General features: G+C 59.4%; 15 protein-coding genes. 5 read left to right on the top strand and 10 right to left on the bottom strand.

Annotated elements, in window-relative coordinates:
• Positions 1-84: 84 nt before the first annotated feature.
• From PPGU16_RS27035 to PPGU16_RS27015, 5 genes are all read right to left on the bottom strand, one after another.
• Entirely contained in the window at positions 85-1,401 is a 1,317-nt protein-coding gene (locus tag PPGU16_RS27035) for a lipopolysaccharide biosynthesis protein (RefSeq protein ID WP_180723445.1), read from the bottom strand.
• A gap of 33 nt (positions 1,402-1,434) precedes the next feature.
• The gene (locus PPGU16_RS27030; RefSeq protein ID WP_180723444.1) at positions 1,435-2,445 is read right to left on the bottom strand and encodes a glycosyltransferase family 2 protein; all 1,011 of its coding nucleotides are present in this window, start codon (positions 2,443-2,445) and stop codon (positions 1,435-1,437) included.
• Positions 2,446-2,542: 97 nt separating this feature from the next.
• Positions 2,543-3,985 carry a hypothetical protein gene (locus PPGU16_RS27025; protein WP_243460619.1) on the bottom strand — a complete coding sequence of 481 codons (1,443 nt, stop codon included), beginning with the start codon at positions 3,983-3,985 and terminating at the stop codon, positions 2,543-2,545.
• 19 nt (positions 3,986-4,004) lie between these two features.
• Positions 4,005-5,120, bottom strand: a complete 1,116-nt coding sequence (locus tag PPGU16_RS27020) for a glycosyltransferase family 4 protein (RefSeq protein WP_180723442.1) — start codon at positions 5,118-5,120, stop codon at positions 4,005-4,007.
• A gap of 59 nt (positions 5,121-5,179) precedes the next feature.
• Positions 5,180-7,522 carry a polysaccharide biosynthesis tyrosine autokinase gene (locus PPGU16_RS27015; protein WP_243460618.1) on the bottom strand — a complete coding sequence of 781 codons (2,343 nt, stop codon included), beginning with the start codon at positions 7,520-7,522 and terminating at the stop codon, positions 5,180-5,182.
• 1,066 nt (positions 7,523-8,588) lie between these two features.
• Here PPGU16_RS27015 and PPGU16_RS27010 point away from each other — a divergent pair.
• Positions 8,589-9,521, top strand: a complete 933-nt coding sequence (locus PPGU16_RS27010; protein WP_180725223.1) for a helix-turn-helix domain-containing protein — start codon at positions 8,589-8,591, stop codon at positions 9,519-9,521.
• Positions 9,522-9,543: 22 nt separating this feature from the next.
• A complete protein-coding gene (locus PPGU16_RS27005) occupies positions 9,544-10,560 on the top strand; it encodes an ATP-grasp fold amidoligase family protein (protein ID WP_180723440.1) in 1,017 nt (338 codons plus the stop codon).
• Between the two features lie 62 nt (positions 10,561-10,622).
• Here PPGU16_RS27005 and PPGU16_RS27000 read toward each other — a convergent pair whose 3' ends face one another.
• The 4 genes from PPGU16_RS27000 to PPGU16_RS26985 all read right to left on the bottom strand — a co-directional run bounded on the left by PPGU16_RS27000 (position 10,623) and on the right by PPGU16_RS26985 (position 17,083).
• Complete coding sequence (locus tag PPGU16_RS27000; protein ID WP_180723439.1) at positions 10,623-12,173, bottom strand: hypothetical protein; 1,551 nt, start codon at positions 12,171-12,173, stop codon at positions 10,623-10,625.
• A 792-nt stretch (positions 12,174-12,965) separates the two neighbouring features.
• Complete coding sequence (locus tag PPGU16_RS42720) at positions 12,966-13,622, bottom strand: helix-turn-helix domain-containing protein (protein WP_224028914.1); 657 nt, start codon at positions 13,620-13,622, stop codon at positions 12,966-12,968.
• Between the two features lie 465 nt (positions 13,623-14,087).
• Positions 14,088-15,242, bottom strand: a complete 1,155-nt coding sequence (locus tag PPGU16_RS26990; protein WP_243460667.1) for a response regulator receiver protein — start codon at positions 15,240-15,242, stop codon at positions 14,088-14,090.
• 164 nt (positions 15,243-15,406) lie between these two features.
• Positions 15,407-17,083: a hypothetical protein gene (locus tag PPGU16_RS26985; RefSeq protein ID WP_180723436.1), complete on the bottom strand. Its 1,677-nt coding sequence runs from the start codon at positions 17,081-17,083 to the stop codon at positions 15,407-15,409.
• A 660-nt stretch (positions 17,084-17,743) separates the two neighbouring features.
• On the opposite strand from PPGU16_RS26985, the gene PPGU16_RS26980 reads away from it, so the two are divergent.
• The 3 genes from PPGU16_RS26980 (at position 17,744) to PPGU16_RS26970 (ending at position 20,567) form a co-directional block, all read left to right on the top strand.
• The gene (locus PPGU16_RS26980; protein WP_180723435.1) at positions 17,744-18,799 is read left to right on the top strand and encodes an NAD(P)/FAD-dependent oxidoreductase; all 1,056 of its coding nucleotides are present in this window, start codon (positions 17,744-17,746) and stop codon (positions 18,797-18,799) included.
• A gap of 138 nt (positions 18,800-18,937) precedes the next feature.
• Positions 18,938-20,146: a leucine-rich repeat domain-containing protein gene (locus tag PPGU16_RS26975; RefSeq protein ID WP_238268211.1), complete on the top strand. Its 1,209-nt coding sequence runs from the start codon at positions 18,938-18,940 to the stop codon at positions 20,144-20,146.
• A gap of 145 nt (positions 20,147-20,291) precedes the next feature.
• The gene (locus PPGU16_RS26970) at positions 20,292-20,567 is read left to right on the top strand and encodes a hypothetical protein (RefSeq protein ID WP_042304542.1); all 276 of its coding nucleotides are present in this window, start codon (positions 20,292-20,294) and stop codon (positions 20,565-20,567) included.
• 60 nt (positions 20,568-20,627) lie between these two features.
• Here PPGU16_RS26970 and PPGU16_RS26965 read toward each other — a convergent pair whose 3' ends face one another.
• Entirely contained in the window at positions 20,628-21,083 is a 456-nt protein-coding gene (locus PPGU16_RS26965) for a cupin domain-containing protein (RefSeq protein WP_180723433.1), read from the bottom strand.
• Positions 21,084-21,214: the final 131 nt, after the last annotated feature.

The raw sequence follows: 21,214 nt of genomic DNA, 5'->3' as shown, positions 1-21,214 counted from the left end.
CTGTGCTCTTAGAGTCCGTCCGTAATTTCCCGGTCCTTTCAAATCTGATCCCTCAATCCGCTTCGTGCAGAAACAAGGCCTCACTCAATCCTCCTTGCTCGCGCCAGCCTGACCGCGGGTTCCCCAAGCGAATCGCGCCATCGCGATAGCACGCCCGGCGCCCGGTACGAGCGTGATCAATTCCAGTCGGACCATGATGATCAGCAGCATCGCCGACAACGAAAGTTCGCCGATCACGCGAGCGAATGCCATGCCCTCTGCGCCGTATCGCGGGGCGAGATAGAGTGCCGCGAGCAGATTCGCGACGCCGGACGCGGTACCCGCAATAGCGAGCAAGCGATCTTTTTTGCGCGGCACGAACACGTAGAACGCAGCGAATTCATTGAAGGCCGCAAACGGAAACATCCATGCGAAGCACTGCAACACGTGCCCACTCGGCGTAAAGGCTTCCCCGAGAATCAATGGAAGAACGATGGGCGACAACGCCAACGCGCCGCAAAACACCAGCAGGCCGTAGCCCAGCATCAGCGTCGCGCCGCGCCGCGTAGTCGCGTGGGCGCCCGCCTTGTCTCCCTGCGCAAGCTGACGCGAGATGGTCGGAATGAACACTTGCGATGCGGGTCCCATCAGGCTCAGCCCGATGGTCGCAAAACGCTCCGCTGCGCCGAAGTAGCCGACCTGGGCTGGCGTGGAGAGCAGCGTCAGCAGATACGTCGACGCAGCCGTCAGCACGACAGAACCCGACGAATAGCAGAACAGCATCGTCGAGCCTTTTACAAGCGACGCGACGCCGGTAAACGAAAGATGTGGCCGCCCCAGCTGATAGGTCGCCAGTCCATAGGAAATGGCCAGAGACAGCACGCCCGCCGTCAACAGACTACCGACCACCCAAACCGAGTCCGCCGGCCCTTTGACGAGGCACAGCACGAGCGCCAGACTCACCGCAAAGCCGAATACCTCGATCATGATCGGCGTGCGGAAATGGTGACGCCCCTGATAGAGCCAGCCCAGATTCAATGCCGACACCACGCCCAGCGTGGTTGCCAGCAAGCCGATCAGCGGTCGCTCCGACAACGTCGGCGAACAGAAGGTCGCAACGACGCCAATGCAAGCGCCCAGCACACACAATGCAAGGCGCGCGCTCGTATGCAACGAGTAAATGGCGTTGCACTCGCTGTTGTTCTGGGCTTTCGATATTTCGCGCATGCCGACGAACGTAAAGCCGTAGCTCGCCAGCATCCAGATGACGTTCATCAGCGACATCGCCGCAAGAACACGTCCATATTCGGCGACGCCAAGCACGCGTCCGTAGAACGGCACGACGATGATGAGGTACACGTACCTCATCAGATAGCCGCCGTAGACGAATGCTATGACGTTAGCGTTCTTCTTACCATCCATTCCAACCTCTCCTGTATTCCCGACGCTGCATGGCTATTGCTCGACCGTGCCGCGGCGCGCAAGCGGGTTGGTGATGTACCGGACCACGAAGTCTGAAAGAGGCGAATACGGCAACAGGCAGAGACTCGATAGAAAGAGCGTGCCGGCCTTCTTTTTCAGACTCCAGAAAGGGTTGGCGACGATCGTGTGCATATAGGCACGCGAATCGTTCAGCATCCAGCGCCACCGCGCGCCGAGCGACGCATGGTAAAGACTCGATCCGAAGTAGGCTTTCTCATGCGCGAAATCATGGAACGCATGCGGCAGATCGAGATTCATTCGCTCTTTCGCGATTTCACGCAGTGTGACCCAACGTTCCTTGAACGCCTTCGGCGCCTTCTTGATCTGCTCCGAGTTCGCAAACGACACGCTTGGGGTAGCAGAATGATGGACCCGGTACGCACCGAGCGATTGCGGTATCGTCGCGACGGCACCCATCAGCGCGGCCCCGTAGATCGCATAGAAGTCCGCGCCATAGCGGTTGATGCCGCCTTCCGGCACCGGAAAGACCGCTTTCAGCGCGCTCACGCTATAAGCATTGCCCGACGCCGGTGGCGACGGATAGAGCCAGCCTTCCTTCAGCAAGCGGCCGCAGTCGGTGGGCGGCTCGGAGTGCGGAACATAAGCGCCCGTCTGCTTGCCCGCTTCGTCGATCACGTCGAGACGAAACTGCACTTTCGCAAGCTTCTCTTCTTCGAACTTGCGCATGACCTCCGACACCGCGTGGGGATACAGCACATCGTCGGAATCGAGGAAGATCACATAGTCGGTGCCGGCGAGTTCGACGCCCAGGTTGTATGCGGACACCTGTCCGCCGTTTTCCTTGAACACAGCGGAGATACGCGAGCCATATTGCTCGATCACCGCTCGCGAACCGTCCGTGGACCCGTCGTCGATGACGAGCACTCGCGTCCCGGGAAAGTCCTGTGCCAACGAAGATTCGATCGTCTCGGCGAGAAAGCGTTCATAGTTGTAGTTGCATATGACGATGGCGATCTGTTTCATAGAGCCTCGATACGATGAAGTGAATCAGCGGGCAATTGAATCCGCTATGCGAAATTGGGCGTATAGGCCTGTCGAATGCAAAGAGAGCTCGTCTCTCTCAAGCTGAATTCCCCTGGTTCGCCCGCACGACAAGATAGGCAAGATGTCTGGGCGGCTTTCTGTCGGCGCCATTGACGTTGTCCGGCACGCGAAACCGGATGTTCATCGAGTCGCCATTCCAGTTCAGTGCGGTGTCTTCCTTCGACGCGGCAGCACCTGTCAACGCGTCGATGAAGAGCACTCGCGCGCCGCCCGACGGCGGTGCGATGCCCGCTGCTTCCACGGCGTGCCAGCCGGATGGCGCACTCACCTGAATCACCACGTCCTTGTCCGACAGCAAACCCGAGCCCGTCACTTCCGGACCGAAGCGAAGCGGCTTTGAAAGCGACGCAAGCGCGCCGGGAATCGTCTGGTTGAGCACGATCAGGCTTTGCCCCGACACGTTGAAGGTGCGCTTGGGCGGGCCGCGATGCGTGAGCCGGAAAGGCTCGTAGCCGTCCCAGTGATAGACCATCGACAGATACTTGTCCGGGTCGTCCCAATTGCGCTGAAGTGCCCATACCGCGAACTCGAAGAAGTAGCGCGGCAAGTAGTGCTCGTCGAGCATGTACCTGTCGCCAATCTCCGTTTGCCACAATCCGCGCGCCGGCCCCTGCCTGACATACCGTTCATACAGACCGTCGAGATCTGCGACGGGCAGGTAATGCGTGTCGAGGTAATCGACCCAGTCGGCCATTCGCTCGTTCAAACGCGGGCTTCGGTAATCGAGCCATTTGTCGAGATTGTCGAGACCGCCCTGATCGGGCCATCCGCCATAGACGACATACGCGCCATAGCGTCGAATAATGCGGGCAGCAGGAATATGAATTCGTTCGACATAGTCCTGCATCGCACGGTCATAAGGTCCGGACTGGCGCTCGTTCTTGTCGAAATTCGGGCCGTGCCAGAACGTGGCTTGCGGCAATCCCCCCGACAGACGTCCCGCCGCTTCATTCCAGATCTGGAAATGGCGCACGCCATACGGCGGTTCTGAGTACTTGCGAACCACCGCGTCCACATAACGCTCCCATGCATCGACATCTTCGGGTGCTGATTTCGTGTCGCCGGGAAGGCTCGCATTCCACTTCGGCGTATAGCCGAGAAACAACAAGGACCGGATTCCATTCTGGTTATTGCGCAATACGACGGAAGGCAGATCGCTGTCATAGCGATTGCCCGTCTTGTCGACGCGCATCGGCTGGGTCGGCGCATCCGGCTGCCCGGGGCCCACTGCTCCACGCCCCCAGCTGATGCCCATCTTGCGCCACATGTCGATGTCGGCCGCCGAGCCTGGCCAGCCATTCGTGCCGATCATGTCGGCGATCCTGCGAGGCATGCGATTACCAGCAGGGCCGGACGCGACGGCTGCGATCGCATGCATCGGCCGCAAGCCCGCACACGCGAGCGCCGCGAACGCGGCGAGTACCCGTCGTCTGGATGGCCGGTAACTGATTCGATCCATAGGCTGCGCCATTCGTCGCTCAGCCGGCCGACACGCGGGCCGCGAGTTCCGCAAGAGGCTCACTCTCCTTGCCGTACAAGACATCGAGCAGCTTCTTCGCCGAACGGTCCCAGCGGTACTCCCGCGCATGAGCCCTTCCCTTTACCCGGTACCGTTGCCTTATCGCGCCGTCGCTCATCATCAGCGAGATCTTGTCGGCGACGTCTTGCGCGGACGTCGCATCGCAGTACATCGCAGCGTCCCCGCATGCTTCAGGAATGGACGTGCGCGACGAAGCGACGACGGGGCATCCGCAATACATGGCCTCGAGCGGCGGTAATCCAAAGCCTTCGTAAAGCGACGGGAAAATGAGGCAGCCCGCGCGTTCATAGAGCGCCTTCAACTCGCCATCCGACACGAAGCCCGCCCATATCACCTGCTGTGAGCGCGACATTTCTTCGACGCCTTCATTCGCAAAAATGCGCGAGTTCTTTCCGCCGACGATCACGAATCTCACATTGCGCAGATGGCTCAGGCCCGAGATCGCTTCCAGCACGCGCTGCAGATTCTTGCGCGGGTCGAGACTCCCAACGATCACGCAGTACGTGTCTTCCGTGAGCTGCAGGCGATCAATGACGCGGTAGTCCGGCACCACGCGATCGAGATGATCGGCACCGGGCTGGATCACAGCGATGCGCGACTCGTCGATCTTCAGGTGATGGCTGATGCGCCGCTTCGAAAACGCGGATACGGTCAGCACGAATGGTTCCATTCTTGGCAGGATCGAGAAGCACAGCCGATACCACAGCAAGAACTTCTTCGAAAAGCCATTCGGCGCGTCATAAACGGCCATGTCGTGCACCATTACCACCTGCCGACGCTTGAGGATCGGATTCGTGTTGCACAGATTGACGAGGGTCCGGCCTCTGGCCGCGAACGGCAGCGTGATCTGTTCCCATAGCGTGCCGCGCAGCCACGGAAAGCGCCGCTGCCGCTTGAGCGACGCACCGGGCTCCATCGCGTTGTGCGGCACGAAGATCTCCAGTTCGTTGCCCGGTTCTTCACGCATTTGCATGGCTCTCGTGAGTTCATATGCGACCCGTTGCACGCCCGTTACAGGCTGCGATGTGAACTTTCCATTAATCGCGAATGCCATCGATTCTCCGCCGCACGAAGTTGTGCCGTTTGCAGTGGTTGCGTAGTGACATGCCGTCATCAGGCCGCTGTCTCGACTTCGCCGAAGTCGCTCGCATAGTTGGTCGCGTAGCCGTAATTGCGCGTGCTACGACGCAGCGGAATGCCGTTGAAGACGGCGCCTGCCACCCGTCCGCCTGCGCGCTCGATCTTCTTGATCGTGTCGGCAATCTCCTCTTCGGTCTGCATGCCCGAGCGCAGCACGAGCAGCGATGCGCCCGTTTCGTTCGCAATGATCGAGGCGTCCGTCACGGCGAGGAACGGCGGCGTGTCGACGATCACCATGTCGAAGTGATTGCTCAGGCGTTGCAGTACTTCTCTGAAGCGAGGGCGCGTGAGCAATGCCGCCGGGTTCTCCGGACGCGCCCCGCATGACATGAAAGTCACGCCGTCAATCCCGACCTGCCGCAACGCGTCGCGCAAGGGGATCCGCTCTGCAAGCACTTCTGAAAGGCCACCGCGATTGCTCTGACTGAAGAATGCGGCGAGATGGCCGCGGCGCATGTCACCGTCGATCAATGCGACCCGCGCCCCCGCCTCCGCATGCAGCGTCGCGAGGTTCGCCGCGACGAAGCTCTTGCCCGCCGACGTGGTCGGCCCTGTCACCATGACGATGTTGTTGCGCGTATGCGCAAGGTCACGCGCCATTGCAGTACGCACTTCGCGCAATGCTTCGACGGATGCGTCGTGCGGGAACCGTTCGGCAAGAATCTTGTTGCCCGAAGTGCCGAACGACGGATCGATCTTTTCGCCTGTCGCTGCTTCGCCGCCTTCTGCGCCACGTTGCGCTGGCAGCGCACCGCGTCCGGCTGCGCCCGGCAGTGGTTTTCGCGCGGCGGCCGGCAGACCTCGATCGAGCAGCGATTGCTGATGACTGAACAGCACTTCGCCGACGACAGGCACGCTCAGACGACGCTCGACATAGCGCGGGTCCGTGACACCAACCAGCACGTGGCGACGCATGAAGACGATAAAGACGCCTGCCACGAGACCGAGCACGAAGCCACCCGGCAACACGATCAGCGGATCGGGCTTGACGGGGCGATGCGGCCGCACGGCCGTATCGAGAATGTGCGCGCCGCCCGTCGTGCTGGCACGCCGCACCGTCAATTGCTCGGCCTTCTGCACCATGCCCATGTAGACCGTCTCAGCGACCTTCTGCGCGCGAATGAGATCGACGCTTTCACGCTCGGACGCGGGCATGCCCTGGAAGCGTCCGTCGAATTCGGATTTCGTCTTCTTCAATTGCGCCAACTGCGTGTCGACGCTTTGAATCCAGCGGCTTCCAGGCGCGTACTTGTCCAGCAATTGCGTGCGCTGCAGTTCCAGACTGGCAATCTGCCGATCGAGATCGAGGCCGCCTTGCAGGTAGGATTGCGCCTCGGTCGTCGGCTGCATCGAATTGGACTTCGCACGGAAGCTCTTGAGTGCTTCTTCCGATTTGCGCAGATCGGCGAGCAGGCGCGGCAATTCGCCCTTGATGAAGTTCAGTGTCTGCGTGTCGTTCAGCTGACGACCGGCGATCGCTGCCGCGAGGTACTGCTGCCCCAGTGCGTTCGCGACTTCGGCGGCCTTCGAAGGACTCTTGTCCGCGTATTCGATCTGGATGAGGCCGGAGTCCTTCACCTTATCCGTGATCTTCACGACATCCATGAAGCGTTTGGTCGCATCCACCGAATTCCAGCGGATCACCTCGAAGTGCGTACCGGGCCGCGCGGCGAGCTGATTGACCAGCACCGAAATGCCGTTGCCTTCGGCTGGCTTGCCGACCGCGCCCTTGATCAGAAATTCGCCGGACGGTCCCAGCAGTTCATAGGCGCCGTCGCCGAGCGCAATGAGATCCAGCTTCTCTTCTTCGAGATTCTGCGGAACGTTCAGGTAACCGACCTTGACGACCTCGCCACCCCAGGCAAACGACTTCAGCCCTAGCCATGCGCCGTTTGGCTCGCCCGGCGTCGAGAACTTGTCCGCAACGTCGCCAATGATGGGGATACGCCGAGGCTTGATCGAGACGTCGAAGCGATATCGATCGATCACGGGGTCGAGCACCGTACGGCTGCGCATCACGCCCATTTCGGTGCTGGGCGACGGCGCAGGCGGCGGGAGCGCCTCCTGAGTCTGTAGCGCGAGTCCAAGCGCATTGGGCTCGGGGGGATCGACGCGCACGAGCACATCTGCCGAATACACGGGCGTTGCAATCAACTGATACGCGACGGCAAGCAGAAACACCGCGACGGTGGCCGCCACGATTTCCCAGATGTGGTCCCGCATCAGGTTGAGCATCTCTCGAGCGGTGAGCTGCCCGCGCTCAACCTCTGGGGCAACAGGAAGCGAGTTCGAGGGGTAATAATCCACGGGAATCATCCTTTGATATGCGGTTGGTCGAGCAGGCTGCGAAGCACGTGAGTACACGGCCACCTGGCGGCATGAAGCCGCCCGACGGGACGCGACGGAAGCTCGATCAGCCGTGCTCGGGCCGATGATGAGTTACAGGAACGACTGATCAGATAGCCATGACGGCAACTGACGGGGAGCGAGATAGCCGCAGATCCCCGAGGCCGTATCAGAACTTCAGGACGAGAAGAGCAAGATGCCTGCGTATTTCACTCATGCGTATCCCCTTTTTCCGGCACTGGAGGCACTGGCAATTGCGAAAAGCCCGTCGTGTCTGCGCCGATGCGAAGACTGTTGGCGTGCGCAATGACAAGCTTCGATCCTCACGACCGCGTGAGGCGAGTGACATGTCATGCACGCTCTCGACGGGAGCCATTCGTTTGAAAAGCACTTCAGGCTGATTTCATAGATCGACTTTCGATCCGCGAAATCGCCTTTCCATTCATGTTGCGTTGAAGCATAGACGCGCAGAATTCGAATGAGTAGAAACCCGGCTTAAATTCGGGTGCTAATGGCCGATATGGTGGAACACGTTACATCGAGCGCGCGCCAGCGAAAGAGTTGTTGCGATCTGAAATTCGTGTAACAGAGTGATACGTCACGCGGAAAATCGTGTAACACAACGGCAGTGACAGGATGCTGCGGCAGCGATTCGCTTACGGAATACTTTCCCGTGCAGTAGCCCTTATCTGGCAAGCCTTCCCGGGACATGAAGCGACTTTGACTCAACAAAATCGGACATTTTCTCTCAGAAAATCTTTCCGTGATTAGCAGAAACACCAGGAACGCTAAGCACGTGATTAAGTAAGAATTTCCCACATCCGAACGATTGCGCCACATCAATCGCGCCAATCGGACAAGCATCGCCTGGCTCATTTCCCTAATGTATTCTGATTCGGGTCGAATTGTTATGAATTAATTTGGAGAGCTAACGGTGAATGGGATTTATCAATCAAACCCGTTGTGTGCCGATGAACGGCTCGAGAAATCGAAGTTTGAAAAGCATATTGGTCTGCTGATCGCGCCGCATTGCTCGATGGCGGCGGCGGGCGCGGTGTGCGATGCCTTTTGCCTTGCCAACAAGCTCGAAGCGGAAGTCGGTGTCGAGCCGCCATACCGCTTCTCGGTGCTGTCGGAGACAGGCGGGTTCGTCACGGGCAGCGCCAGCTTTCCGATCTGGACGCAGAAGCTCGAACGGTTTCATCTAGCCGACTTTCACGCATTCTTCGTTGCTTGCAGCGCGGATCCGATGACCGAATCGAACGGGCAACTCGTCTCCTGGCTGTCGCGCCAGGGATCGGGCACGCCGTCCTGCATGCGGCCGAAGACTGATCTGTCGAGTGGCCCGGCGCAATCCGCCGTGCCCGTGTTCGTGCTGGACGACGGTCTTTCTGAGATGCGGGCCGCCGGTGCGACGCCGACTGAAATGGCCCTCGTGCAGATCGAGCGCGACCTCAATGCAGAAACAGCCCGCCGGATCGCGCATACGTTGCAGCCACAAGTCCGTCAGCGCATGCGACCCGACACCGATGATGCGGGTGTCGCGACCACGTCCGACAAGATCCGCGAGTCGGCGCGCTGGATCAGAGAAAACTACAGCAAGCCCATTTCCGTCAGCCAGGCTGCCGAGTCCGCGGCGATGAGCAAGCGTAACTATCAGCGTCGTTTCAAGGTTGAATTCGGCGTGACCCCACTTGAGTACCTGTTGCGCACGCGCTTCGAGGTCGTCTGCTCGATGCTGACGGATACCGAACTTCCCATCGACAAGATTGCAAGGCGTTGCGGGATGGGCGACGGAAATCGGCTGGGACGGATCTTCAAGGAGCGTTACGGCATGTCGCCGACGAGCTTTCGCGGGTTGCGACATCTCGGCAACGGCGGTCACGCTCAAACGCCGTCGCCTGCAGCGGCCGACCATGTCATCGAATCGGCCCCAGCGACGTATTCGGTAGTGAAGCCGGTTTTCTAGCTGAACGCAGGGAGCGCAAACAATGCCAATAACCGAATATGCGCAGGCCAGTGAAGAGATGAACGTGTCTTCGACGAAGGAGGAGACACCCGCATCGTCCGATCAAGTCGCAACGCACCCGCTGCTGCATGACCACGTTGTGGGAGATCCGATTCCAACGCAGTCGGCGATCCGCAGAATCAAGGAAAAGGCAAAGTCGATATTGCCCGATACGTTATTCCTGAGCCTGTTGCACCGGAAATGTATCGGGCGATATCCGCGGCTCGCCCGTCCCGCGACGTTCAACGAGAAGATCCTGCAACGCAATCTTCGGCCGGACCCGCGCTACGTACGCTTGACCGATAAGCTCGAAGTTCGGGAATATGTTGCCGCGAAGCTCGGCGAAGAGCATCTCGTGCCGCTTATTTCCGCGCCGGATGTATTTACGCGTGCGGTCTTCGATAGTCTGCCCGATGCGTTCGTGATGAAGGCGAATCACGGCAGTACGTTCGTCGAACTCGTGCGCGACAAGTCCGAGACCACGTTCGAAAGGCTGCAGGAACTGTCCGAACGGTGGCTATCGACGTCGTTCTATTGGATCGCACGCGAACGGCACTATAAGAGAATCAGGCCGCGTATCTTCTTCGAGCAGCTCCTTCTGGACCGCGAAGGGCGTGTTCCGGCTGATTTCAAGGTGCATTGCTTCGGCGGGCATGCCGGGCGTCCGCTCATGTACATTCTTCTGATCACGGACCGGTTCGGCAATCACACGCATGGAGACGTGTTCGACGCGCAATGGCGGCATATGGATGTGATGATCGGCCCCTATACGCGAAGTGCCGAACCGCCGCCTCGACCTGACAATCTCGAAGCGGTGCTGAAAGCCGCGACAATCCTGGCCGAAGATTTCGACTATGTCCGCGTCGATCTCTACGCCCCTGATAACCGCGTCTATTTCGGCGAATTGACGTTCACGCCGGGGGCCGGCGTATTGCCCTTCACGCCCGACCACATCGATTATGAATGGGGACAGTTGCTGGAAGTGGGCGCTGATCGGTGAGGCAGCGCTTCCCCGCTCACAGGCGGGGAAGCATTCGTGCCGCGCATCGCGCCCGCTGTGGATCAGGAATCCGCGTTGCCTGACACGAAACTCGTGAACGCGCTATACGGCGGATTGAGCGCAACACCGTTGGTCATCATGCCGTACGTGTTGTTGCCACTATCGAGCACGTAATACATGACTGACTGGATATTGTGCGTCTTGCGTGCCTGATAGAACTTGCCGAGCGTGCTCGTGATATAGCTGGCTCGATACGCCTGCGTCTTCTCGGGCCCCGTATTCCATTCGGTGATGATGAACGGCACGCCATAGCGGGCTTTGCAGTACGTAGGCAGATCGAACCCGGGTCCCGAGCCGTCGATACCGATGTTGAAGATGTCGCCGTACACCTCGTAGTTGTGCCACGTCGTGACGTCCCAGCGCACTTTCGGATGACCGCCCGAGCCGTCCGGTTGCATGCCGTCCCACAGGGCGTCCGCTGCGCCGATGTCCGCGACACAGAAGTTGATGCCGCACTTTGCCGACGGTTGCACCGACTTCACGCCGTCGATCATGCCGCGCATCGCGCCGCGCATGGCCGGCCAGTTCGTGTTGTTGAAGTCGACGGCTTTGGTGCCTGCGTTGGTAAAGTCCAGGATCGTGGCGTTCTGCCGCGTCAACTCGTTTCCGCACTCATAAAGGGTCACGCCGTATGCCTTGAGTGCATTCGCGACGGCCATCGCAGCCTGCAACCCGCGATTGTAGGCGGCTGACTCGCTGGTGAAGACGTTGCCGTTCGAGTCGTACACACCCTGGTTGATCAGCACGAGCAGCGAAATCCCCGCCGGCTGGAAAGCCTGCGCGAGCTTGGCGACTGCATTCAACTGATTCGGGTCGTCGGTGCAACCCACTCGGTAACTCGTGCAGCCCATGCCTTTCAGGATCAATACGAGCTGCGCCGGGGTGTAGCTGTAGTCGTAGTGGCCGTTGACGCCGTAGAACATGCCTGCCGTGGCCGCTGTAGCGATGCGCGGATCATTGCAAGGCAGCCAGCCGCCAACATCCGTGCAGACATAGAACTGGCCGCCCGTTCCCTTGTGCCAGATCTTTCCGCCGTACCACAGCAGCAGGGACACGTTATACGTGTTGCCGACCGTCTTGCCATTCTTGTAGATGACGCCGTTCACGACGGTCCACATCGCGCCCGTCTTGTCGATGATGTACGACGCGGGAGGAATCGCCGTGCCATCGGGCGACGTGCCGCCAAGACGCGGGTCGTTACAGGCAATCCACGTCGATCCATTCCACGAATAGAACTGGCCGCCCGACCCCTGGTGATAGATCACGCCGCCGTAGAACAGTACGAGCGCGACGTTATAGTTGTTGCCCGCTTTCACGCCGTTCCGGTAGACGGAACCACCCGATAGAGTCCATGTGGCGCCGGAGTTGTCGACGATCGATGTCGCCGACGGAATGGTCGTGCCGCTAGCCGATGCCGCTGCGCGGGCCGTCGCTTTCGCCACCGCGTCACCCGAAGCATCGGTAATGCTGCCGGCGCCTCCGCCGCATGCAGTGAGGACATAACTGCCGCCGAGCGCCGCGAGGCGGCCTAGAAATTGACGTCGTTTATTCATGGCAAGCGCATCCCTGTCGAGAAAGTTCTCGAAAAAAGTCCAAAGAGTTGACTGCTGGATTTCGGACCAGGATGGCGGCGCGAGCGACTCCGCATTGCTCAGTAATCCTTACTGGCAATGGCGCTTTGTCACCCGGTTTTCAGACAGGGAGAAGATGAATGAACCACCTGCCACGGCAGGCCGGCAGGCTCCGACGATTCCCTAACGTGTTGCCACTACTGCCAACTGTCCTTGTGCGCTGCGCAAACGTTTCACTTTTCAGGCGTGAAGGAGGTCCGGCAATTTGTTCGCACATATCCTTTCGATCGGCGTAAATAATACCCAAGACATGCGGCAAATTACACCCGAAAATAACTTCATCGGACAATTAGCAGGATTCTTCCGACTATAACTTTCTGGAAAGGAAATTCGCCCTTTCGATTTTCTGTGAGTGAATTTCGCGCCGGCTTTTCGGGCAATATGACCCTATGAGGTACTTTTGTGATCCTTATTGTTCTCTGCATTACGGGTATTGCCGTATTGGAAATCGACAAACGGGTGGGCGGTAACGTCGCTTTTACCGAAACGTCATAATTACCGGAACGAAAATGCGTCGCGAATGGCGCAATTTCCGTCACATTGAGAATTTTTTTTCTGTATCGACCCTGGATGTATTCGACGAAATGCGCTTCAGGGTGAAATGACGGCGATAAAAGCCGTCCGACGGAACGCGGAGAAAATGCGGCAGCGCAAAACCTGAAGTTACGCGCCGCCGTTTGAATCAACTGCCACTATCCACGCGCGCGCAGCGCGTCATTCGTCACACGTCGCGAGCGTCAGCTGTTGAGGGGCGCTGACCGTCGTCTCGCCAGTCGATTCGTTTGCATCGGCATTGCCACGCGTCCACGCACGGTACTCGATTGGAGACTTGCCCATACACCGGCGAAACAGCTTGCCTAGTCTGTCGCCGTTGGTCAGCCCGACGCGTCGCGCGACTTTGTCCGCGGGCAACGAAGTCTCCGCGAGCAACTGGCACGCACGCTCGAGCCTGACTCGCTGCAAATACTCGGATGGCGATGCGCCAATGTATGTCTGAAAGTTGCGCAGCAGTGTTCGCTGGCTCATCGCGCAGGCTTCGGCAGCATCGTTCACGCTGACGGCGCGATGACAGTTGTCCTGCAGCCAGCGCGCCGCTGCGCGGATTCGATCTCCCGCAGTATTGGCCGCGTCGACGGACGGCGACAGCCATTCGCTCGAATCGACGAACGATGTGCGGCGTAGCGCTTCGTGTGCGATCGATTCGTCGAAATCCGCGCGGATTACTTCGAATGCCGCTTTGACGGCACTCCCCAGTTGCGCCCTTCGGCGGCGCGCCTGTTCGTATCCGCTGATCGGGCCATTGTCGTGGGTCCCATTCGATGTTTCGAAGCCCGTCGTGAAGAGCTTGACGCGCGCACCGCTGGCCCGCATCCGTTGCAGCCAGCCGCTCAGAACGGGCGTGTCGCAGGCCGCTCTCGAGAGCGTCCCACCGGCGACGAATACATGAGCAAATCGTTCGTCGTTCGGCTTTGGTAATTCGTCTGTCGAAACGAATAGCGAGCGATCGCTTTTGACATGTCCACCGCCTTCGGACACAAATCGCATTTCATACTTTTTCGCTGTCTCGCCCGTCGCAAGCGAACACGCGCATTCGAGCGCCTCGGCGATGGCGCCTATTCCGAGCAGGTCGCACGATTCAGTGAGTACGAAAGCGATACGTTGCGTGCTTGAAACTGCGCTCGTCTGCTGGTGTGGTATCCATTGCAAGTTGTTCCCGATCAACATGGTCGCTCCCGCGTGCTTTATGATTGGCATGCCTGCGCATGCGATGATTTCTAAGACGATCGTTAAGGCGTTCGCTTGAACGCGAACGAAAAATCGACGTGCAACTGCCTTCTACCTGTGCCCGAGCCGCGGCCGCACCCGCGAGCGCATCCAGCGCCTGAGCGGCCACACTGTCCGATTGAGTTCGTGCATGACAACAAGACTCCGCCACACATGCGCTGCGCTGAAGACGGGGCGACGGGCCTGACGCTCCAGTAATCGCTTGCATCCGGGCAGATGCAGCAACGAACATCCTTTGAACCAGCGAAGGTCACGGTGCGTGTTGCCTGACCAGTGACGTCCGACCACGCGGTTCGCGCCGAGATCGATGATCTGATGACCCTCGTCGGAAAGCAGATTGAGCGCCGCGGAAATGAATGCCTCGTCCCCGTTGTGATTCAACTCGTTGATAGCGCGCCGGTATCGCTCGAAGCATGCGTGCGCGCGCGGCACCAGTTCCTTGACGAATCCAGCGGACGCGAGCAGTACCTCGCCGCCAAACCATCGCGGATTCTGAAGGCGCGCGCCCGCCACCGTTTCAAGATCGTCGATGACACGACCATCGCCGTAAGCCGAGAACTCCTGGTCGGAAATGTCAAAGGCGCCCACACCTGTCGACTGACAGCGCTGCAGCAGTTCTTCATTCACGGTTCGAAGTGCGAGCATGTCGGTGTCGAGCACCATCAGCAGTTCGTCTTCGTGCAGCATCGCACCCAACTGCTCCATCATGTCGAGCTTGAAATGCGCAGCATAGAAGCGGGTATTGCGCGGAAGCGTCAATTTCGATGGGGCCAGTTGCAACACGTACGGACGTGCATCGGCATCGACCTTCTCGAGATAGCGCGTCACGTCGTCAGCGACGTTGGTGGCCACAGTCAATCTCGGCAAGCCAACCGCTTTCATGCTGCGGTTGAGCGTGATGGCCTGCTCGACGTAGCAGAACGGATCGGCGCTTTTGCAATTGGGGCTTCCTGTGCTGTCGGCCTCCACATAAACGAGCGCGCAGGGCACGACACCGATGCTCGCGCGCGCACAGCCCAATGCCGAAGGGTTCATCTGTCTGAAGGTTAGTGCGAGGTCATTGCGCAGTAGTGCTGCGTCGAACATCGTCGCCTCCCGGCTAATGTTTATAGTGCGGCGTGTCGTCCTTGACCCATCGATTGAAGCGTTGCTTATGACAACCCTTCGCAACGTGCATCGATGCATGACGCATTGAAATAGCAGCATCCATGCCACTCGTATAAATGGCATGGAATCGGAGGTTGTGAAGTGACGCGAGCAGCGTTTTGAAAATTTGTCTTGTAGAGCGTGCAAATTCGCGAAACCGAAATTGTCACGTCGGCAAGTTTTTCATTGAATGAGAAGGCGTTGCAATTGTCCGCAACTCTTTCTTAATTGTCCGGATGACTCGCGACAAAGCTAACGAAGGCGTTATAGGGAAGATTCAGCGTGATGCCGTCGATCATCACGCCGTACGTGGCATCACCGCTATCGAGCACGTAGTACATGGCGGACTGAATGTTCTTTGTCTTTCTCGCCTGGTAATAGCTTGCATACCGCGCGCTGATGTAATTCGCGCGATACGCCTGGCTCTTCTCCGGCCCGGTGTTCCACTCGGTGAGCAGAAACGGCACGCCATAGCGCGCGTTGCAGTAGGTCGGCAGATCGAACCCGGGACCGGCACCATCAGTGCCGATGTCGAAGATGTCGCCGTACACCTCGTAGTTGTGCCACGTCGTCAGGTCCCATCGCACGGTGGGATAGCCGCTCGTGCCGTCGGGTTGCTTGCCGTCCCACAAGGCATCGGCGGCACCGATATCGGCCACACAGAAGTTGATCCCGCATTTCGCGGCCGGCTGAGCCGACTTCACGCCGTCGATCATCCCGCGCATCGCGCCACGCATGATGGGCCAATTCGCGTTGCTGAAGTCGGCCGCCTTGGTGCCGGCGTTGGTCGAGTCGAGAATGATTGCGTTATCGCGTGTCAGTTCGTTTCCGCACTCATACATCACGACGCCGTACGGCGCGAGTGCCGCCGCCACCGTCGCGCCACACGAGCGCCCGCGATTGTAGGCAACGGTTTCGCTTGCAAACAGCACGCCGTTGAGATCGCGCACGCCGATATTGACGAGCACGAACAGCGTCAGTCCCGCTGCCTGAAACGCCTGCGCGAGCAGAGTGACGGCGGAGAGTTGCGCGGGATCATCCGTGCAGCCGACGCGATATGTCGAGCAGCCCATGTTCATCATGATCTGCACGACCTGGGCAGCCGTATAGCGATAATCGTAATGGCCGTTGATGCCATGGAAAGAGCCGCGCGGCGCGGCGACGACGATGCGCGGATCGTTGCACGGCAGCCATTGATCGAGGTCCGTACACACGTAGAACTGGCCGCCCGTCGACCGGTACCAGATCTTTCCGCCGTACCACAGCAGCAGCGCTACGTTGGAGGTCAGACCAACGTATGCGTTGTTGCGCAGGACCCTGCCACTGGAAACCGTCCACAAGGCGCCGACCTTGTCGATGATGTATGACGCTTGCGGGATGGTCGTGCCGTCGGCAGATGTGCCGCCAAGGCGCGGATCGTTGCAGGCAAGCCAGGTCGTGCCGTTCCATCCATAGAACTGTCCGCCCGTGCCCTGGTGATACACGCCGTTGCCGTACCACAGCAGCAGCGTCACGTTATAGGTATTGCCGGCCATCACACCGTTGCGATAGACCGAGCCGTTGACGAGTGTCCAGAGTGCAGCCTGGTTATCGGTGATAGATGCAGCGGGGGGAATGGACGTGCCGCTCGCCGACGCCAGCGTGCCGCTGTTCGATGAGCTTGTATCCGGCTGCGTCTGATTCGACGAGCCCGATGTGGAGCCGTTCGAAGTCGTTGAGCTTGCGCCGTTCACGGCTGTTGTCGTGGTCGCGCCGGATGTCGCGCTATTGGTCGTTGCGCCGGCACTGGATGCATGTCCCTGATCGCCGCCCGCGCCGCCACCACCTCCACCGCACGCGGTCAGCACGTAGCTTCCGCTGACAGCGGTTACCAAACCGAGAAATTGACGACGTTTCACCATGACCATTCAATCCACTGCCGGGCCGCGCCCGACGAAAACACTTCGATAGGGAACGGCGGCGAGTGGGTTGGCAAAAGGTGTTGATCCTTTCGCATTCGATTCGCTATCCTTATCAATCGACGCTGAACGATATCGGGTAGCGGTAAATATTCCCGCCTTGAATTCGCAACGCGCAGCTAGTGAATGGTTGTCGGCAGCAAAGCGTTATGGGCGCAGGTTATTGGAGAAATAACAGGTTTATTTCAAAAGCAGGTAGCGCAGGGAAAAGATCTACCCGCCTGAATTTCACGACATTCTTACCGAATTACAGAACAGCACACTTTAAAACTCGCGTAGTTATACGAATGCACGCAGCCTCGATCCATCGCGGCGAAAGAATAAATCCCTTGTTATTTCCCTATATTCTCTTTACTGGATTTGATTGGTGCCACATTCCTTGCCCGAGATTTCAGTTAAACGGCAATTTTTCCCGTCACTCAAAAAGCGTTAATCCGGTTGCGCATCGACCGCACGGCTTACCCCTGCCCGCCATGGTGCCTTCGTTGCCGACCCATGCGCGCCTCTGTATCGTGAAACCGTGCATCGGCACACACGATCACACACGATCACACACGATCACACACGACATACGCGACACCCATCGACCCGCGAGGACCACCCATGACCACGCCAGCAGACACGCCGTCCGCTTCACCCATCAGCACCGACGTGCTGATCATCGGCGCGGGACCCGTGGGGTTGTTCGCCGCGTTCGAGGCCGGCGTGATCGGTCTGTCGAGTCAGATCGTCGACAACATCGAGCGTGTGGGCGGGCAATGCATCGAGCTATATCCGGACAAACCGATCTACGACATTCCTGCCGTACCCGTTTGCACCGCGCGCGAACTGGTCGATCGGCTCGTCGAGCAATGCCGGCCCTTCGCTCCGCCGCTGCATCTCGGCCATCGTGTCGAAACCGTCGAGCGGCTCGACAATGGGCACTGGCTCGCGCGCACCGATAAAGGACTGACATTCGAAGCCGCGGCCATCCTGGTCGCGGGCGGCAACGGATCGTTTGTCCCGCAGCGTTTGCTGCTCGACGAGGCCGTGCCGCTCGAAGGCCGTCACGTTCACTACAGCGTCCCCAAACTCGACGACTTCGCCGGCAAGAACGTGATCGTCGCGGGCGGCGGCGACTCCGCGCTCGATTGGGCGTTGGCGCTGCGCACGGTTGCACAGCACGTCACGCTCGTGCATCGTCGCAATGGTTTCAGCGCGACAGACTCCAGCGTCGCCAGCATGCGGCGCGCAGTGGAAGCGCGCGAGATGGATTTTGCGGTCGGCACGATCGCGAGCCTGAGCGCGCCCCATGGCCAACTCCAATCAGTGGAAATTCGACAGGCTGAAGGCTCCGTGCATATCGAGGCCGATCACGTGCTGGTGTTGTTCGGTCTCGTGGCCGATCTCGGTCCGATCGCGAAGTGGGGAGTCGAAGTGCAAGGCGGACGCATCACGGTCGACACGTCGAACTACGAGAGCACACGTCCCGGCATCTTTGCAGCAGGCGATATCGCGGGCTATCCGAACAAACAGAAGCTGATTCTTTCGGGATTTCACGAGGCTTCCCTCGCGCTTCGAAAGGCGTACAACTACGCGTTTCCCGACAAGAAGCGCGTGCACGTCCATTCGAGCTATGACGCGAAGCTGGCAGAGCGCGTCGCCGCGTCGCACGCGTAGCAAGCAGGTCGCCTTTGCCGCGACCAGGTGCCCGTCGCGCTTCGTGTATAAAGGAGAAAACCAGAACCAACGGAGCGCTCCGTGTCCGACACGCCGCCGTCAAGCACGAACCCCAACACCGAAGACCCGCGTTCCCTCATGTGGCGTCGTGCCACGCCGTGGGCCATCGGTGCCGCGGTCGTCCTGTTGCTCATCATCCTGTTCGTCATGTTCAATACGTCGCGCAGAAGCCCCGACGAACGGGCGCTGGGCGAGTTGGGATTCATCAAGGCCACCTGCAGCAATAGCGACGGTTCCGCCGCCCCGCCTGACTCCTCCTGCCTGGCCTTGCGTGCCAAGCCAACCCTGACGGCATCCGAAGTCGCAGCCGCTATCCCGCACCTGAAGGATTCGGACCGCAAGATCGAACTGAATCTGGCCAACACGCAGATCGACAATCTCGATCCGCTGAAGGAACTGGACACACTGGATTCGCTCGACCTGACGGGCACGCCCGTCTGGAATATCGACGCGCTCAAGGACATGCATTCGCTGAAGCGGCTCGTGCTTCATCGCACGGACGTGGAGAACATCGCCGCGCTCAAAGGACTGACCGGTCTACAATCGCTCACCCTCTGGGATACGCGGGTCTCGAATCTCGATGCGCTAAAGAATCTGACCGACCTGCGCCAACTCGACCTGCGCGACACTCAGGTTCGGGATCTCGATCCGCTCGAAGACCTGCCTCATCTGGAAACGCTGAAGCTCGGCGGCGCGCGGAATGTGCGCGACATCGATGCGCTTGGCGGACTCACTGCCCTCAAAACACTCGACCTCAACGAGACGCAGATCGACAGCATCGCTGCGTTGAAAAAACTGCGCGACATGCAAGCGCTTTACCTTGCGAATACACCGCTGCGCGACATCGACGCGATAAAAGGCATGCCGTCGCTGAAAACGCTCGTGCTGGATGGCTCCAAGGTCGACGATATCGACGCGATGCGCGGCTTGCACCAACTCGATACGCTCGTGCTCGCCCGCACGCAAGTCACCGGCATCGACGCGTTGAAGGAACTGACCGCGCTGCAAAGACTGAATCTCGCCGACACCCGCGTCGAGAACATCGACGCGCTAAAAGACCTGAAGAGCCTGCGCATGCTCAACCTTTTCCGCACGAGAGTTCGCAATATCGATGCGCTGAAAAGTTTGACGAATTTACAGGAGCTGTATCTCGCGAACACTCCAGTCGAAGACATCGACGTACTGAAGGGCCTCACCGGATTGCGCGAACTCGTTCTCTACGGCACCAAGGCCAGGAACGTCGACGAACTCAAGGCAGCGCTGCCGAAAACGCGCATCGTGTGGTGAGCATTCGACATTTTCGCAACAGGTGCGCAAGGTCACACAGCAGCAGCCTGGTTTTTGATAGTCTTTATCCGACAGCACGCGTGACGTTTAAATGCGCGCTGCCAGAGAAATTCGACCAGGTGTTTGAGTACCGGAGGGTACGCTCATGCTTAACTGGCTTGCAAACCTGATTTCCCATCACGCCCCCACTCCCGAAAAGCAGGCCGAGCGGGCCTTAAGCGAGCTTCGAATGGGCCTCTTCCAGGCGGAGCAACGGGTTCTCGACGCGCAGTTGCAAGCCGACTACTACCGGTCCCGCATCGCGTTCTGCGAACAGGTCGCAAAAGCGGGCATCGAGCTGGTATCCGACCGCCGCAAAATCCCGCAGGAAGTCGCCGTCGACAGTTCGCGGCCAAGCCTGAAGCTCACAGCCGCGCAATAACGGCAGCGGGTATATGCGGTTGCGTCGCTGCGCGCGACGCCGGCATTCGCATGATGCGCGTCAGGTATATGGCGTGCCGTCCTTGTGCAGGAAACGGCCGTCGCTGCTGGGGCTCATCATGTCGATGTCGGAGCAGGTGATGACATCCGCAGCCGAACGCGAACCGACTTCGAGGTAAAGCGCCGTCACATCGGATCGGTTGATCATGTGATGGCCATTTCCGGAGTCCTTCGGGAACGCCGCGCAGTCGCCCGCGCGCAATAGCGTTTCGCCGCCGTCTTCGATCAGCGTCAGCTCGCCTTCGAGCACGAAGACGAACTCGTCTTCGGCCGAGTGCCAATGACGCTGGCTCGACCAGTTGCCCGGCGGCAGGCGCATCAGGTTCACTCCGAAATCGACCAGTCCACCTGCGTCGCCCAGCCGCTGACGGAGGCGTTCGGCGCTGCGCGCGGCATACGGCTGCGGATAACCCGTACCTTGACGTTCCGGTACAGCGGCAATGTCGATTTTGGGCATGCGAGACTCCGTCGATCCACGCGAATCGCCCATTCATACACGATTCCCGATCGTTGCGGCATGGTTCGCTCCCGGTCCACAGTGCGAATGCCCTCTTTGGCAGAATGGGCGCGGTCATCGTACGATCGCGT

Source organism: Paraburkholderia largidicola (assembly GCF_013426895.1).
GTDB classification, from domain to species: domain Bacteria; phylum Pseudomonadota; class Gammaproteobacteria; order Burkholderiales; family Burkholderiaceae; genus Paraburkholderia; species Paraburkholderia largidicola.
Note: the sequence above shows the minus strand (reverse complement) of the source record. Positions and strands in the feature narration are given on the sequence as shown.